The sequence below is a fragment of the Streptomyces olivochromogenes genome (genome assembly GCF_001514115.1).
Classification (GTDB): domain Bacteria; phylum Actinomycetota; class Actinomycetes; order Streptomycetales; family Streptomycetaceae; genus Streptomyces; species Streptomyces olivochromogenes.
The window spans coordinates 628,367-643,676 of the sequence record NZ_KQ948451.1; the positions used below are offsets into that span (position 1 = coordinate 628,367).

Here is a 15,310-nt window from a genome sequence, read left to right on the forward strand (position 1 = left end):
CAGTCCTGAGGGGGGTGGGGGTGGCATGCGATTACCAGCGAGTAACTAGATGTGAGCATGCCATGAAGACGTGAAGCGCTGCTTCACGTTTCCACCCCCTCCAGGGTGATGTACGCCACGATCACGCGTCGAGAGCCGCCAACGGCCCCACCAACTCGCGTGAACGTCACGTCATTTGATGAAGCATCACGCGTTGGGGTCGAACGGGATGCCGGCCGGCTTCGCCTTCTCCAGGTGGTAGTTGAAGTTGCCGTCCTTGAGACCGAAGACGGCACTGCCGAAGTCGTAGGCGCTCAGCTTGTCGCGCAGACCGGCGGGGTAGCCGTTCCAGCCGACCAGGTCGGGGAACTGCCAGGCGTGGTAGTGGTTCTCCGGCGGTTCGTCGTTCGAGTTCGCGGGGCGGAAGCAGTGGGTGCTCAGACCGTCCTTGTGATAGACGACCTTGGGGTGGGTGCCGTCCCAACGGATCTGGTCACGGCCGTAGATGTTGAAGTTTCCGTGGGCGGAGGTGGAGACGTACTGCGCCTCGTTGTTCTGCACCCACACCACGACGTGTTCCCAGTCGTTGCGGTGCCCGCCGAGGCCGCTGCCGAGCACGGCCTGGTCCTTCTCGAAGTAGAGGCCGTACATGATGGCGCACCAGCCGTTGTTGCACTTCTCGCGTGAGTAGCCGTTGGTGTTGTCGAGGTCCGACGCGTCGTGGCATTGGCCGTTGAGGGCGCCGGACGGGTTGAGGCCGGGGTTGATCGTCCCGTCGGGGCCGATGGCGGGGGTGGGGTAGCAGCCGTCCGTGTCGTAGTCGAAGGCCGGCTGGAACGTCTGCTCCAGTCCGTCCGCGTTGGCGGGCAGGGCCTGGGGCGGAGCGGCGAGGGCGCTGCCGGGGAAGGCGACGACAAGGGCGACCGCACTGCCGAGGATGAGCGAGACCTTGCGGATGCGCGAGCTTCTCTTCACTGCGTCCTCCTGATCGACCGCGATGTGGGGGTGGGCAGGGCACACCCGGTCGATTTGGCATGCCCAGATCACCATTCCCCTTCTCGTCGACAACGCATGCGTCAGGGGGTGTCCGAGTGATGAATGATGAAGGGCCAACCATCGGATACTGAGGCCGAGTTGAGCGACGGCTCCCCGCCCGGCCGCCGGGACGCGAGGCGCGCGCGAGGAATCGGCGTTGCGGGTAGGGCGCGCAGGACGCCTACTGCAAGGCCACCCGATGGCAGCACGGCAGCTGCACGGCGACTGCCTCACGGGACCTGAGCCCGGTGAGTACCCGCGATCGAGCGCCGCTCCGACCGACCAACCAACCGATCAACACCAAATCGGCCGCACCCAGCACGTCTTGCTCGAAGGCGCCCCCGCGGACACGGCTACGCCCCGGACGTCACCTCGGCGGAGCCGACGAGGGCAGGCGTTTGAGCCACCGGGTGGCGAGTGGGTGGGCGAGCGTCGCGGCCGGGATTCCCGCCAGGGCGGTGACACGGGGCGCGTAGTCGGGAAGCGACCGGCTGACGGGTTCGAGGACCAGGGCCTGCACGACCACGAAGGCGGCGGTGGCCGCGAAGAAGCCCCCGGCCGACTCCTTGGTCCACCGCCGCCGTTCCCACGTGACGGTGGTGGACCCCGTCTCCGGGGGTGGCGCGAACGGGTCGGTCACGCTCCCGTTGTACCGGTCACCTCCGCTGTAGCGGTCACCGATCGGCACGACAGGACGCGCGATCGACGGCACCGCTGAGCGCCGTCGGACGGACGCACGACGGTGGCACGAGCGGCCGTCCGCGCGGGGCGGCCACAGAGGACGGCCACAGGGGCCCCCTCATCCGCGGGTCTCGGGCCCCCAGTACTCCGGGCCCAGACCGCGCCAGTCGATGAGGGGGGACACGGCCGCGGTCACGGGGTCCACGTCGAGACCCGCGCGTCGCAGGAATTCGGACAGGTCCTCCAGGTTGTAGGCCAACCCGAGGTTCTCGCCGTGCACTCGGACTCGGCGGCCACCGGTGTCACTCGGCGGAGCCACGATGACAGGCAACGGTTCGGACATGGATCCAGCCTCGCCTCTCCGGTCCCGGCCTGCATCCCGGCCCTGGAAGTGTGGGTACGTCATACCCGAATTCAAGCACGTGTTCGATTTCCAGCGCACGGCCACTCGTCACGCGCGCAGCCGGCGGTCACATCCCGGCGTCGGGAGCCTTGATGATCTTGCCGTTCTCGTCGATGGTGTGGGTGCTCCAGTAGGTGTCCCACTTGTCGCCGACGTGCTGCGGGACTTTCCCTTCGGGATAGCGGACGTACCCCTTCGGCGGTTCGTCGCCGTTGGACACGCAGGCGCTGCCGGTGCCACCCACCGTCATGACCGGGTACTCGCCACCACCGCAGCTCGCGTCCTCGATGGAGCAGCCGGTCAGCATCGCGAGGGTCACGCAGGCCAGCGCGAGGCCCAGGACGGACCGCGACGGGCCCCCGCTGATCACGGACGACGGTCGGTGAACTCGGCTTGTCATACGCACGATGGCTCCCTCTGGACGGCTTGTGGGACCAGCCTGCGCGAGACAAGGAAATCGATCATGAGTACGCGTACTCGGATGCGGTGGGCCGTCGTACCCGATTCCGCGTAGGCACGGGGGCGACCACCCCCACCCGACCGAGCCACCCTCAGACCGAACCGGCCTCAGGCCGAGCCCCCCTCGGCCTGGGTCACCCTCGGCCCGGATCGGCGATTCGGTTGAGCCACTGCTCCATGAGACCGCGTTCCGGCGCCGTCAGGGCGTCGGTCTGCGGGAGTACGGCCCGGAGGGTGACGGCGGCCGCGACGGGCCCGGGAGCGGGCACGGCAGGGACGTCCGTGGCGATCGCCGCGATGACCGCCTCGCGGGCGGTGCGGGACAGCTCCTGGTCCCGGCGGTCCTCGGGGGTGGCGATGAGCGTGAGCGTCGTACCGCAGCCGGCCCGCCTCGGCGATACGCCGTACGTGTTCGGCGAGGACCTCGAAGGCGGCGAGCGCCGCGGGCGAGGGCGTGCCGGGGCGGTACCGGCCGTACATCAGGGTGTACAGCGCCGGGTTGGCCAGGCCGAGGCCTACGTGCAGATCCCAGCCGGCACGATGGTCCTCGACCGGGTCATCGGTGGGTTTCCGGGCGGTCTTGCTGGTCAGCGTCACCGGAGCCAACGGCGGACTCGGCCGGCTGATCACCGAGCGGCTGCTGGAGCGCGTCCCCTCCGAGCGGATCGGCGCCGGAGCCAAGCGCATCCTCTACACCAGCCACATGGGCTCGAACCCGTCCTCCCCCTTCGCTCCGATGCGCGACCACGCCGCGACCGAGGCGGCGCTCCGGGAGTCCGGGGTCCCGTTCACCGCACTGCGCAACGGCTTCTACGCCTCCTCGGTCGCGATGCTGCTGGGCCACGCGCTCCAGACGGGCGAACTGGCCGCACCGGAGGACGGACCGGTCGCCTGGAACGGCCCACGCCGACCTCGCCGAGGCGGCGGCGCTCGCGCTCACCGGCGAGGGCCTCGACGGGACGACACCCGCGCTCACCGGCCCCGAGGCGCTCGACCTGGCCGACATCGCGGCGATCGCCACGCGGCTCACGGGCCGCGAAGTCCGCCAGGTGGTCGTCTCCGACGCCGACTACCGCGCCAGCCTGCTCGCCCGTGGTCTGCCCGAGGCGGGCGCCGACCTGTTCCTCGGCCTGTTCGCCGCGAGCCGGCAGGGACAGTTCACGCCGGTCGACCCCACGCTGGGCCGCCTGCTCGGCCGACCCACCACGGCCTTGGCGGACTTCCTGAAGACAACGATCGCACCGGCCGGCTGACGTCCGGGTTCCCCGTCAGTCGCGGCGGACGGCGGCCTCGTCCGCCGTGCGGACGGATCCGCGGGGTTCAGGCGCGCGTCCGCCAGCCGTGGTCGACCGGTCCGAGACCCGCGCCCAGGGCGAATCCCGCGGCGATCGCGCCGGTGACGTACTCCTTCGCCAGCCGCACCGCTTCCGGCACCGCCCGCCCCTGCGCCAGACCCACCGCGATGGCCGAGGCCAGGGTGCAGCCGGTGCCGTGCGTATGGCGGTTGTCGTGGCGCGGGGCCCGGAACCAGTGTTGTTCGGTGCCGTCGGTCAGCAGGTCGACGGCCTCGCCGGGCAGGTGGCCGCCCTTCACCAGGACCCAGCGGGGCCCGTACGACAGCAGTTGTTCCGCGGCCCGGCACATGTCGCGCTCGCCGGTGGCCTTGATCCCGGTCAGCTCGGCGGTCTCGTCGAGATTCGGGGTGGCCACCGTCGCGAGCGGCAGCAGGGCGGTCCGTACGGCGTCCAGCGCGTCGTCCGCCAGCAGCCGGTCGCCGTGCTTGGAGACGCTCACCGGGTCCACCACCACGGGCGCGCCGACGTCCGAGAGCAGTTCGGCGACGGTCTCGACCAGCAGGGGCGAGGCGAGCATGCCGGTCTTCACGGCCTGCACACCGATGTCGTCCACGACGCTGCGGTACTGCGCGCGCACCGCCTCGGCGGGAAGCTCCCAGGCTCCCTGTACGCCGAGGGAGTTCTGCGCGGTGACGGCGGTGAGCACGCTCATCCCGTGCGCGCCCAGCGCGAGCATGGTCTTCAGGTCGGCCTGGATGCCGGCGCCGCCCCCGGAGTCCGATCCGGCGATGGTCAGGACACGGGGCGGGGTGGTCGGCGTGTTCGCGGGCATGGTGGGTGTCACTCCGTACGAAGGGGGTGAGTGGGGGGGCGGGGTCAGCGGCGCAGGCGCAGCGGGGCGTAGACCAGCAGGGCCGCGAGGAACGCCACGCCGTAGGCGGTGTCGGCGCCGTGCAGGGCGTGCGCGACCGGGCCGACGTACAGGCTGGTGCTCATGAACGGCACCGCGGCGGCGAAGGCGGCGGCGAACGCCACGAGCGCGGGCCACCACGGATACCGGCGGGCGCTCTCGGCGGCCAGGTCGACGGGTGCGCCGCCGCGGGCCCTGGCCCGGGCGCGCCAGTCGACGGCGACGATCGCGACGAACCCGGGAATCCAGTAGCCGACGAACAGCAGGACGTTCTGGAAGCGGGCCGTGGTATCGGCGGCGTGCATCCACAGCACGAGCGGGAAGCCGAGGACGGCGGCCAGCGCGGCGGCGGCCGGGCGCGGCAGCCGTACGCCCATGGTCTGCAGGGCGAGCGAGCCGCTGTAGTCGTTCATGGCGTTGCTGCTCAGCGCGGCGAGCGCCACGGCGAGCAGGCCGAACGCGCCGAGGGCGCCGCCGCCGAGCAGGGTGTCGACGCCTCGGGCGGTCTGGTCGGTGAAGACGGCCGCGCCCCACAGTCCGAGGGCCTGGACGGCCACGAAGGACACGCCGATGCCGGCCAGGGTGTACCAGAACATGCGCGGGCGGGACGCCGTACGCGGCAGATAGCGGCTGAAGTCGCTCGCGTACGGCGCCCACGACAGCGCGAGGCTGAGTGCGATCGTGCAGGTCAGGACGAAGGCCCCGACCCGGTCGGCGCCGTGCGCGGTGGCGGCGGGGGTGGTGTGGGCACCGCTCAGGAGCTTCACGGTCAGGGCCACGAACGCGGCGGCGAGAGCGAAGGTCATCACGGTCTGGAGCCGGTGGATCACCTCGTAGCCGAGGATGCCGAGCGCCCCCTGCGCCGCCATCATGACGAGCACGCCCAGCCAGAACGGCCAGCCGCACAGCTGGGCCAGCGCGTCCCCGCCGAAGAGGCCGATCAGCGCGTCCCAGGCGATGGACGACAGCCACTGCAGGGCGCCGGGGACGACCACGGCCCGGCCGAACGCGAGGCGGGCGAGCGGCAGCTGTCCGGCGCCGGTCTGGCTCCCCCAGGTGCCGAGGTACGCGGTCGGTACCGCCCCCAGGAGGGTGCCCAGCACGACGGCGACGAGCGCGGTGGAGAAGTCCAGGCCGAGCGCGATGCCGACGGTGCCGGTGAACACGCCGGTCATGGTCAGGTTGGGGGCGAACCACACGGTGAACAGGCGGCCGGGGCCGCCATAGCGGTGGTCCTCCGGAACCGGGGCGATTCCGCGCGCCTCGACGTGCAGATCCCCCGGGGCGGTGGGCATCCGCCCGTCGAAAACGCCCTGCGGGCCTCCGACGGCCACCTCGCCGCGAGCGTTACGGGCATACGGCAACGACATGAGACATCCCTCCGCCAGTCCTAACTGGTTCAGGTTCGACGGGTGTGATCTCAGCCCTCGTGCGGGGCACCCCGTGTCCGGTTCGGCGGTCAGGATAGCCCGGCGGGCGCGGTCTGCCCCAGGGGGAGGGGTCCGCGCGGGGCCGTACGGCCCCGTGGCTACGCGTCGACGCTCGGCTCCCTGCCCTCGTACGCCGCCGTCAGCAGCGCCAGTACACCGTCCGCGGTGACCTCGCGCGGATTCGGGTACGGCTGCCCGGCGGCCTGCTCGGCGGCCACCGCCAGGTCGGTCTCCTTGAGGCCGAGTTCGGCGAGGCTCCGGGGGGCGCCGAGGCTTCCGGCCAGGGCCCACAGGGCATGGGGGACGTCTTCGGCGCCGCCCTGGGCGCGCGCGAGCGCTGTGAGGGCCCGGGGCGCGGCGGGCGCGTTGTAGGCGAGGGCGTACGGGAGGACCACCGTGTGCGTCTCGGCGTGCGGCAGGCCGAAGGTCCCGCCGAGGACGTGGCACAGCTTGTGGTGCAGGCCCATGGTGGTGGCGCCGAGGCAGGCGCCGCAGAGCCAGGCGCCGTACAAGGCCCAGCCGCGCGCGTCGAGGTCGCCGGGGGCGGCGGCCACCAGCGGCAGGGCCTGCGTCATCGCCCGTACGCCCTCCTCGGCCATGAGCGAGACGAGGGGCGAGGCGTCGGGCGCGTAGAGGGCCTCGACGGCGTGGGCGAGCGCGTTGACGCCGCTGGTGACGGTGAGGGGGACGGGGAGCGAGAGGGTGAGTTCGGGGTCGTAGACGACGCTGCGGGGCTGGACGGCGGGGTCGCGGCCGGTGCGCTTGGCGCCGTGCTCGGTGAGTCCCCAGACCGGGGTCATCTCGGAGCCTGAGTAGGTGGAGGGCACGGCGATCAGGGGCAGGCCGGTGCGCAGCGCGATCGCCTTGCCCAGGCCGATCGCCGAGCCGCCGCCGACCGCGACACACCCGTCGGCGCCGGCCGCGCGCGCCGCCTCGACGGCCCGGTCGGCGACCTCGACGGGTACGTGCATCCGGGCCTCGGCGTGCAGCCCCGCGCAGGCCTCGCCCAGGGCGTCCGCGACCGCGCGTGCCGTGCCCTCGCCCCTGCTGCCGCAGACCACCAGCACCCTGCGCAGCCCGAGCCGGGCGGCCTCGTCGGGGGTCGCGGAGACGGCGGCGCCGGGCCGGAAGACGATCCGCGCGGGCTGGGTCTCGTACGAGAAGTCGAGCGGGGTGTTCGTGTCGGTCATGGTGCTCATTCCGGTTCGAGTACGAGGTCGAAGCGGGCGTGGCGGAAGGGGTTCGGGAGGCCGAACTCCCTTGCCAGGGACGGGTCGTCGGTCTCCGTGAAGTCCTGGACCAGGCTCTTCTTGACCGCGAACACCGCGTCGGAGTCGAGGTAGTCGCTGCCCGCGACGAAGATGTGCGTGGTGACCGGGGCGTGGCCCTCGGCCGAGGCGATGAAGTGGATGTGGGCGGGGCGGTAGGGGTGCCGGGCCGTGGCGCGCAGCAGTTCGCCGACCGGGCCGTCGGTGGGGATCGGGTACGGGCTCGGTACGCAGGTGCGGAACCAGAAGCGGCCGTCGGCGTCGGCGGTGAACAGTCCCCGACCGTTGCCGGCCGGCTGGACGTCCGGCTGCTGTACGTCGTAGTAGCCCTCGGAGTCGGCCTGCCACACGTCGAGGACCGCGCCCGGCAGCGGGGTGCCCCCCTTGCCCAGTACCCGGCCGCTGACCACGCACGGCTCGCCCCTGCCCACCAGATCGATGTTCGCGCCGAGTGCGCGGATCGGCGATCTGGTCAGGTGGAACGGGCCGAGGACCGTCGACTCGGTGGCGCCCGGGTCGCGGTGGCCGCCCAGGGTCTCCACGAGCATGGAGACGCCGAGCACGTCCGACAGCAGGATGAACTCCTGACGGGTGTCGGTGCACCGCTGCCCGGTCGCGGTCAGGAATCCGATCGCGCGTTCCCATTCCGCCATCGTCGGCTCCGTCTCGCGCACGAAATCGTGCAGATGGCGGGTGAGCGCGCCGAGCAGTTCACGCAGACGCGGATCGGCCGTGCCGCGCAAACTGTCGACGACGGCGTCGGTGATGCCGTGCGTGAAGTCGGTCGGGGCCTCGACCGTGGCATCGGCCGTGGCATCGGCCGTCGTCGAACGGTTGGGTTCGTCTGTCATGCCGCTCCTCGTGGTGCTATCGGGACTGATCGCCGTCGGCGCCCGGGTCCACGAAGTGGAAGCCGGGCTCGGGAAACCTGGCGAACGCCCGGTGGGGCACGGACGAGGTGTAGGCACCCGCGAGGGAGGACACCACGCGGTCGCCGGCCCGCAGCCCCGGCGCCCGGACGTCCCGGACCAGGATGTCCCTGGAGGTGCTCAACTGGCCGGTGAGCGTGACCCGTTCGCGGCGTACCACGGGCCGCGGCCAGGAGTAGGGCCACACGTCCACCTCGAGTACGGACCAGGGCTGGTCGGGCCACGGCTGGTCGGGCCTCCTGGACGCCGATGTGCGCAGGTTCACCCCGCCACCGCGGACGACGGCGAAGTCCTCGCTTGCGCCGTGCTCGACGTCCAGCACCTCGCTCGCGTACCAGCCGCAGTACGCCGTCAGCGCGCGACCGGGCTCGATACTCAGGGTCAGTTCCGGGTGCGCGGCGACGAGTCGGGCGAGTCCCTCGCCGTACGACTGCCAGTCGAAACGGCGTTCGGGGTGTTCGTAGTCCACCGCCATGCCGCCCCCGACGTCCACCTCGGTGAGGCGCAGGCCGTGTCGCGCGGCGAGTTCCCCCGTCCAGGCGACGACGCTCTCGGCGACCGCGAGGTGTTCGGGGGCCTGCAGGCCGTTGGCCAAGTGGGCGTACACACCGCGCAGTTCGAGGTTCGGGTAGCTGCCGTCGGTGAGCAGACCGACGATCGTGTCCGCCTGTGCCGGGGCGAGGCCGGAGGTACTGCGGGCACGGTCGCCGTCGGTGAGCAGGTGGTCGGCCACCCGGAGGTCGAAGCGCGGCAGGACCGCCACCCGGCCGTCCGGAGCGTGCCGCTGGGCCAGCCCGGCCAGCATGTACAGCTCGTACTCGCTCTCCACGAGGAAACGCGTCACGCCCCGCTCCAGCGCGTCCAGGAGCTCCGTCGGAGTCTTGTCCTGGCCGCCGAAGGCCAGTGGATGCTCCGGCGCCGCCCGGGTGACGTGGGCCAGTTCGCTGTCGGTGGAGACCTTGTAGCCGTCGACGTACGGGGCGAGCGCGGTCAGGATCTCCGGTTCCCGGTTGGCCTGGGTCGCGTAGTACAGCTCGACGCGCTCGGGCAGTGCGGCCCGCACCGACGCGGCGTGTGCGCGCAGTGCCGCCAAGTCGTACACATAAGCGGGAAGTTCCGTGGGCGGCAGGGTCAGGATGCGGTCGCGCACCGCGAGTGAGGGTGTGTTCATGGGGCACTCCGGGTCGTGTGGTGCAGGATACCGTCGGCACGCGACGAAGGCGGCGGACGGGGACCGGAGTGACGGCCCGGCGGACGCAGGCGATCGGGGACATGACACGTGCCACGGCAGCCGTCGAAATCGACGGGACCGAGCGTCCGGTTGGGCGCGGTGGCCGGGAACCAGGAGACCGGCGGCGCCGTGCTCCCGCACGCCGACGCCTCCGCTCGCAGGGCCCGCGCCCTGTGGCATCCCACCATCATGCTGATCCGCGACTCCATACCCGAGGCCCCACTCGATCTCTACCCGGTGGGAGATCCTTCGGCACCTCGAGCGGTCGACGGTGGCCTGAACGCGACGCGGTGCCCGACCCCGGATCGGGGTCGGGCACCGCGTGTGGGTCGGTCAGCAGGTGGCGGAGGCCGGAAGGCCGCCGTACTGGTCGCCCTTGAGGTAGACGGCGCTCACATAGCCTTCGGCCAGTCGCACCCAGACGTCGTTGACGTAGCCGTTGTCGCGGATGGTCTCGCCGTGGGTCCAGCAGGAGGCGCCGCGCGGCTGCCCGGCGGCGACGTGCCCGGTGATGTCGGTGGTGGTCCAGGGCCCGGAGCGGACGTTGACGTTCACATACGGCGTGACGGCGTACGGCAGTCCCGCCGCCGCGGCCTGCGCCCCGGCCGCGCCGGTCAGCAGCAGTCCGGTGGCCAGCGCGCCGACCCCCGCCGTGGCGAACGCCTTGGTCCTCATCCTCATGGTCATACGGTCCTTCCCCGTGGTGGAGTCCGGACGTGTTCCCGGGCCGGGCCGTGCGACCCACCCGGTCACGCCCGGGCCCACCCTGCCGGGTCGACACCCGGGGACGGAACTTCTTTCGACGACGCTCGAAACGTCCGGCCACGACGGGCCGGTACGCGCCGGTGGCCCGGAGTTCGAAGCCGGCGCATCCGTCCGCGCGGCCCCACCGCGCGTCCGACCTGTCGCACAATGGGGCGATGATCGACGGTACTTCGCCGACAACCGCCCCACCGCCACCCGAGTTGGTCGAAGACGACGAGCTGACCGGCCATGTCGTGGTGGCCAACAGCACCATGAACCGCGAACGTGTCCTGACGGGCGTCAACAGCTACGCCCGCGAACTCGGCTTCTCCCCCGCCGAGTTCCTGCACGACCACGGACCCGACCCGTCCTGGCTGGACCTGTGCAGCGGAGAGGGACTCGCCCTCCGCGAGGCGGCGCGGCAACTCCCGCAGGCCGTCATCACGGGCGTGGACCTGGTCGGCCCGCTGCTGCGGACGGCCCTGCCCGACGGCCTCGAACTCGTCACCGCGGACCTCGGCCGGTGGTCGCCGGATCGCCGCTACGACCTCATCACCTGCGTCCACGGACTGCACTACATCGGCGACCGGCTCGCCCTGCTGGAGCGGGCCGCCTCCTGGCTCACCGGCACCGGCCTGCTGGTCGCCCATCTCGATCCCTCGACGCTGCGGCGCCCGGACGGCAGCGACGCGTCCCGACCGGTCCTGGCGGCACTGCGGGCCGCCGGCTTCCAGTACGCGGCCCGCCACCACCGCCTCAGCCTGCGGGGCGGCCGCCCCGTCACGCTGCCCTTCGCCTACCTCGGCGCCGACCCGCACGCCGGCCCCAACTACACGGGCCAGCCGGCCGTCGCCTCCTACTACCGCTGAGTTCCCGTCCGACCCCCTGAAACGAGGAAGAGGCCGTTTCGGTATGTCCGACAGTCTTGGCGAATCGGCCGCACTCAGGTGAGGTGTCACCCGAGTGCGGCCGAGCCGAATCAGCAGGTTGCGTTCAGACCGGCCCAGTTGGCACGGTCGTTGTAGCCGCCGTCGCCGGCGTCGCCGACCACCAGGTCGAGCACCCGGACACCGGTCAGGTCGATGTCGACCTGGCGGATGTCGTCGCGGGTCAGCACACCGCTGTCGAACAGCACCTGGCCGTCACCGATCACCTGGAAGGCCGACGTGCCGCCCTCCGGGCCGACGTTGCGCACCGCGTCGTCGATGCCGACGGTCGCGGTCAGCCGGCTGCACTGGTCGCCAAGGTAGTAGCGGACCGTGGAGGGCGAGGCGACCCCGATACCGGTCGGGTAGACCTTGCCGAGCATGCTGATCGGCGACCAGCCACCGACGCTCTGGTCGACCGTCGGGCTCATCCACCCGCTGGTGCCGCTGATCCACTGGTGGTGCGACAGTACGACGTCGCCGTCCGGCGCCGCCGGCGCGACAACTACCGCCGTGGTCGTCTCCTGCCGCAGCCGTCTCTTGCCGATCACCTCGTACGACGTGCTGGCGGTCAGCGCGGCGCTTCCCGGCGCGGCGGTGCCGGGCAGGGTCACGGTGAAGGCGAAGGTCGCGGAGTGGTTGGAGCTCAGCAGCTTCGGCGCCTTGCCGAGCGGACGGGCCGTCCAGCCGTCGGGCACCGTCAGCTCGACCCGCGGCGCGAAGACCGGCTGCGCACCGTCGTTGCGGACGGTGACCTCGACCCGGGCCTGGTCGCCGCCGGCGACGAGCGGGGCGGTGCCGGCCGGCACCGCGTCGCCACCGACCTGCGTCACCTGCGGCAGGCCGGCGACGACGTGCGGAACACCGGGCTTGCCCGTGGCCGGTCGGACCCGGAACAGGGCCGCGCCGTGGGCGGGGACGGCGGCACTGATGGTGCCGGCGCTCTCGGTGACCTGGTCGGTCCAGGCGTTCTTCAGGGTGAACCGGTGGCCGGACAGCCCGACCGACGACGCCTTCGTGGTGAGGGTCGCCGGGCTGTCGCCCCGGTTCAGCAGCACCACGGCACGGTCACCGTTGGCAAGACGCTTCACCCAGGTCTCCGTCGTACCGGCGGGCCCGACGCGGACGGCCTGGACACCGGCGGAGTCCTGGTTGATCGCGACGACGTCGCGGTCCTCGAGAATGTCGAGCGAGGTCTTGCTGAGCTTGCGGACGTCGCTGCCGATCATCAGCGGCGCGGCCGCCACCGACCAGAGCGTCATCTGGGTACGGAACTCCTCGTCGGTCATCCCCAGCTCAGGTCCGAGGTAGTCCGGGTCGTTGAAGTGCCCCGGCCCGGCGGCCTCGGGGTGCCGCGCGTTCGCGTCGTAGTTCCGCAGCACGTCCTTGTACTTGATCTCGCCGACGAAACCCACATCCGTGTACGTCCGCCAGGACTGCGCGATCGCCGGTGCATAGGTCCAGGAGTGCGTCGACTGCTGCTCCTCGGGGTAGTTGCCCCAGTCCGGGGAGGTCACCGGGTTGCAGAGGTTGAAGATCATGGGGCGCTTGCTGGCGTTGTTCCGCAACGCCTGCGCGAACTCGGTGTAGACGGTCTTCGGGTCGAGGTTCGCGGCGATCCCGCAGAGGTAGTCCGCCTTGACCGCGTCGAACTTCCAGGAGGCGAACTGGTCCGCGTCGCGCTGGTAGTAGCCGTGGCTGCCGAGACCGCACTTGCCCGGGATGTACGGGCCGGCGTCGGTGTAGATGCCGGCCTTCAGTCCCTTGGAGTGGATGTAGTCGACCAGCGGCTTCAGCCCGTTCGGAAACTGGTCGGGGTTGGGCACCAGGTCGCCGGCCGAGCTGCGCGGGGTCGGCGCCGCCCAGTTGCCGTCGATCCAGACGTACTGGTAGCCGGCGTCGCGCAGGCCGCTGCTGACCAGGTAGTCGGCTACTGACTTGACCTCGGCCTCGGTCGGGTCGCCACCCAGCGCGTAGTAGGTGTTCCAGCCCATGTACGGCGTCGGGCTCAGCGCCTCCTGAGGTGCTGGCGCCGTGACGGCGGCAGTGCCGGCCGCTGGGCTGGCGTGGGCGGATGCCGGCACGACCAGCAAGCCGGTCAGGAGGGCGAGGAGGACGGTGAGATGTCGTTTCACATCGGGACCTTCGCTGTCCGATCGATCAGGCGTGCCGACCCGTCCTGGTCGCGAGTCTGAGGCGCCTCTCCCTCGCGGAGGGTGCGGCGGTCGGTCTTCGGACCAGGCAATGCCTGTGCGCCTGCTGTTTGTTTCCAGGATCTTGCAGCGGTTGCCGACAGGCGTCAATAATAATTCCTAAATTAGGAGTTACTAGTTGGGCCTCGTCGGGTACCCCGACTTCCCTCCATCGGGCAGCGTGTGATCCTGTATCAGGTGTGACACCTGAGGAGATGCGCGAGGTCCGTCCTCGCCTATCCGATTTCGGCGTCTTGTGGTCTGGATGCGTGTCGGGATGCGGGGCTCTTCCGCCGCTATGCCGACGAGGGCGCCTCCATCGCCGGGCTGACCGCCACAACCGCCGGTCACGCCTGGAAGGCCGAGCCACCCCGCGCCCGGTCAAGACCATCGACAGGCCCCGCGAGGAATGGATCGCCATCCCCGTTCCCGCGCTCATCACCCCGCGACCTTCGAACGCGTCGCGGGCCGACTGGCGGACAACAAACGCTTCGCCTCCCGCAACACCAAGGTCCCCGCCCTACTGCAAGGCCTGGCAGCCTGCGCCACCTGCGGATGCGGCTACTACCGCACCTCAACCCGCCTGGACAACGACGTACTCGACCCCGTGATCGTCACCGGCTTCCACGCCAGCCGCACCCACAAGCTCACCCCAGGCCAGAAGGACGCCAACCGCGTCCTCGCCGTCGGACGCGCGCCAGTCGAACACGGCTTCGCGCACCTCAAGAACTGGCGGACCCTCACGAAGCTCCGCACCGACCCCCGCGCCACCCGCCTCCTGCGAGCCTTGGTCGTTCTGACGAACCTCGAAGTCAACCGCTGACAGACGATCTACTCCACAGGCTCCCGCCCACGACCAGCGTGAGCACCCTGAGTACCGGTCACACCAGCCCTTTAACCTGCGACTTCAAGTTGGCGGAGGCTCACTGATTCACCTTCGTGCGGCGCACTCGTGCGTCCGTCCTGCGACCTTTCAACAGGGTCACATTTGCTGCCACTTGTGGAACAGCCAGTCGTTCGCCCCGCGTGCGAAGACTTCCAGACGCCCGTCCTGGAAGGCTGCCGGACATGCCCCGCGCCTACCCCGCTGAGTTCCGCGCCCGCGCCATCGCGCTGGTGCGGGCAGGAAAAGAACAGAAGCAGACCGCCGTTGACCTCGGCATCCATCCGGTCACGTTGTCGAAGTGGTTACGCCAGGACGACATCGACAACGGTCGACGGCCCGGCAGGGTCTCGGAGGAGTCCGCAGAGCTGCGTGCAGCACGGCGGCGGATCCGCGAGTTGGAAACCGAGCTCGAGATCGTCCGCAAGGCCGCCAAGTTCCTCGGCGAGGACAAGCCGGCCCCAAAAGGCTCTACCCGGTGATCGCCCGTCTCGTCGATGCCGGGACACCGGTCGACCGATGCTGCCGGATCCTCGGGGTCGCCCGGCAGAACTACTACAAACACAAGCGCACCCCGACCACACCGCGGCAGCTGCGACGGAAGTGGCTGACCGGGCTGATCCGGGAGGTCCACGTCGCCTCACGCGGCACCTACGGCTACCGCCGCGTCCACGCCGAGCTCACCCTGGGCATGGGCATCCAGGTGTGCTCGAGGACTGTGTCGGTGCTGATGACACAGGCCGGGATCTACGGACTGCCCGGACCGGTGTGGATCAAGCGCCTGCGGGGTGTCGTCACCGCCGATGACCTGGTCAACCGGAAGTTCCATCGGCTGCGTCCCAACGAGCTGTGGGTCACCGACATCACGCAACACCGCACCAGAGAAGGGTGGGTGTACTGCGCGGCGGTCCTGGACGCGTTCAGCCGCAAGATCGTGGGCTGGTA

At 71.0% G+C, this 15,310-nt stretch carries 14 protein-coding genes, 2 pseudogenes and 1 riboswitch; of the genes and pseudogenes, 4 read left to right on the forward strand and 12 right to left on the reverse strand.

Annotated features, from left to right (window positions below):
- Positions 1–186 precede the first annotated feature (186 nt).
- The 5 genes from AQJ27_RS02860 to AQJ27_RS60110 all read right to left on the reverse strand — a co-directional run bounded on the left by AQJ27_RS02860 (position 187) and on the right by AQJ27_RS60110 (position 2,826).
- The gene (locus AQJ27_RS02860; protein WP_067361097.1) at positions 187–954 is read right to left on the reverse strand and encodes an NPP1 family protein; all 768 of its coding nucleotides are present in this window, start codon (positions 952–954) and stop codon (positions 187–189) included.
- Between the two features lie 427 nt (positions 955–1,381).
- Positions 1,382–1,654: a hypothetical protein gene (locus AQJ27_RS02865; protein WP_159064318.1), complete on the reverse strand. Its 273-nt coding sequence runs from the start codon at positions 1,652–1,654 to the stop codon at positions 1,382–1,384.
- Between the two features lie 159 nt (positions 1,655–1,813).
- Complete coding sequence (locus AQJ27_RS02870; RefSeq protein ID WP_067361102.1) at positions 1,814–2,038, reverse strand: hypothetical protein; 225 nt, start codon at positions 2,036–2,038, stop codon at positions 1,814–1,816.
- Positions 2,039–2,165: 127 nt separating this feature from the next.
- Complete coding sequence (locus AQJ27_RS02875; RefSeq protein ID WP_067361105.1) at positions 2,166–2,498, reverse strand: SCO0607 family lipoprotein; 333 nt, start codon at positions 2,496–2,498, stop codon at positions 2,166–2,168.
- A 193-nt stretch (positions 2,499–2,691) separates the two neighbouring features.
- On the reverse strand, positions 2,692–2,826 hold the full coding sequence (locus AQJ27_RS60110) for a hypothetical protein (RefSeq protein ID WP_268814571.1): 135 nt from the start codon (positions 2,824–2,826) through the stop codon (positions 2,692–2,694).
- Positions 2,827–3,140: 314 nt separating this feature from the next.
- Here AQJ27_RS60110 and AQJ27_RS02880 point away from each other — a divergent pair.
- Positions 3,141–3,810: pseudogene (locus tag AQJ27_RS02880) on the forward strand (Rossmann-fold NAD(P)-binding domain-containing protein).
- Between the two features lie 67 nt (positions 3,811–3,877).
- Here AQJ27_RS02880 and thiD read toward each other — a convergent pair.
- The 6 genes from thiD to AQJ27_RS02910 form a co-directional block, all read right to left on the reverse strand.
- Entirely contained in the window at positions 3,878–4,684 is an 807-nt protein-coding gene (gene thiD, locus AQJ27_RS02885; RefSeq protein WP_067361108.1) for a bifunctional hydroxymethylpyrimidine kinase/phosphomethylpyrimidine kinase, read from the reverse strand.
- A gap of 44 nt (positions 4,685–4,728) precedes the next feature.
- A complete protein-coding gene (locus tag AQJ27_RS02890) occupies positions 4,729–6,132 on the reverse strand; it encodes a purine-cytosine permease family protein (protein WP_067361111.1) in 1,404 nt (467 codons plus the stop codon).
- A riboswitch (TPP riboswitch) is annotated at positions 6,122–6,216 on the reverse strand. Its footprint overlaps the gene before it by 11 nt.
- 74 nt (positions 6,217–6,290) lie before the next feature.
- A complete protein-coding gene (locus AQJ27_RS02895) occupies positions 6,291–7,382 on the reverse strand; it encodes a maleylacetate reductase (protein ID WP_067361113.1) in 1,092 nt (363 codons plus the stop codon).
- A gap of 5 nt (positions 7,383–7,387) precedes the next feature.
- Positions 7,388–8,311 carry an intradiol ring-cleavage dioxygenase gene (locus AQJ27_RS02900; protein ID WP_079064744.1) on the reverse strand — a complete coding sequence of 308 codons (924 nt, stop codon included), beginning with the start codon at positions 8,309–8,311 and terminating at the stop codon, positions 7,388–7,390.
- 16 nt (positions 8,312–8,327) lie between these two features.
- Positions 8,328–9,560, reverse strand: a complete 1,233-nt coding sequence (locus AQJ27_RS02905; RefSeq protein WP_067361116.1) for a type III PLP-dependent enzyme domain-containing protein — start codon at positions 9,558–9,560, stop codon at positions 8,328–8,330.
- A gap of 393 nt (positions 9,561–9,953) precedes the next feature.
- Positions 9,954–10,301: an SH3 domain-containing protein gene (locus AQJ27_RS02910; protein WP_235613406.1), complete on the reverse strand. Its 348-nt coding sequence runs from the start codon at positions 10,299–10,301 to the stop codon at positions 9,954–9,956.
- A 239-nt stretch (positions 10,302–10,540) separates the two neighbouring features.
- Between AQJ27_RS02910 and AQJ27_RS02915 the strand changes: the two genes are divergently transcribed.
- Positions 10,541–11,233 carry a class I SAM-dependent methyltransferase gene (locus AQJ27_RS02915; RefSeq protein ID WP_067362672.1) on the forward strand — a complete coding sequence of 231 codons (693 nt, stop codon included), beginning with the start codon at positions 10,541–10,543 and terminating at the stop codon, positions 11,231–11,233.
- Positions 11,234–11,343: 110 nt separating this feature from the next.
- Here AQJ27_RS02915 and AQJ27_RS02920 read toward each other — a convergent pair whose 3' ends face one another.
- Complete coding sequence (locus AQJ27_RS02920; protein WP_067361119.1) at positions 11,344–13,425, reverse strand: NPCBM/NEW2 domain-containing protein; 2,082 nt, start codon at positions 13,423–13,425, stop codon at positions 11,344–11,346.
- A gap of 466 nt (positions 13,426–13,891) precedes the next feature.
- Here AQJ27_RS02920 and AQJ27_RS58410 point away from each other — a divergent pair, with 466 nt between their 5' ends.
- Positions 13,892–14,305, forward strand: coding sequence for a transposase family protein (locus AQJ27_RS58410; protein WP_235613405.1), 414 nt, complete (start codon positions 13,892–13,894; stop codon positions 14,303–14,305).
- A gap of 245 nt (positions 14,306–14,550) precedes the next feature.
- Positions 14,551–15,308: pseudogene (locus tag AQJ27_RS54555) on the forward strand (IS3 family transposase); the annotation flags it as partial.
- Between the last annotated feature and the right edge of the window lie 2 nt (positions 15,309–15,310).

Coding starts and splice junctions, on each gene's coding strand:
- AQJ27_RS02870 (WP_067361102.1), bottom strand. CDS start 2,038: ATGTCCGAACCGTTGCCTGTCATCGTGGCTCCGCCGAGTGACACCGGT.
- AQJ27_RS02875 (WP_067361105.1), bottom strand. CDS start 2,498: ATGACAAGCCGAGTTCACCGACCGTCGTCCGTGATCAGCGGGGGCCCG.
- thiD (WP_067361108.1), bottom strand. CDS start 4,684: ATGCCCGCGAACACGCCGACCACCCCGCCCCGTGTCCTGACCATCGCC.
- AQJ27_RS02890 (WP_067361111.1), bottom strand. CDS start 6,132: ATGTCGTTGCCGTATGCCCGTAACGCTCGCGGCGAGGTGGCCGTCGGA.
- AQJ27_RS02895 (WP_067361113.1), bottom strand. CDS start 7,382: ATGACCGACACGAACACCCCGCTCGACTTCTCGTACGAGACCCAGCCC.
- AQJ27_RS02900 (WP_079064744.1), bottom strand. CDS start 8,311: ATGACAGACGAACCCAACCGTTCGACGACGGCCGATGCCACGGCCGAT.
- AQJ27_RS02905 (WP_067361116.1), bottom strand. CDS start 9,560: ATGAACACACCCTCACTCGCGGTGCGCGACCGCATCCTGACCCTGCCG.
- AQJ27_RS02910 (WP_235613406.1), bottom strand. CDS start 10,301: ATGAGGATGAGGACCAAGGCGTTCGCCACGGCGGGGGTCGGCGCGCTG.
- AQJ27_RS02915 (WP_067362672.1), top strand. CDS start 10,541: ATGATCGACGGTACTTCGCCGACAACCGCCCCACCGCCACCCGAGTTG.
- AQJ27_RS58410 (WP_235613405.1), top strand. CDS start 13,892: ATGGATCGCCATCCCCGTTCCCGCGCTCATCACCCCGCGACCTTCGAA.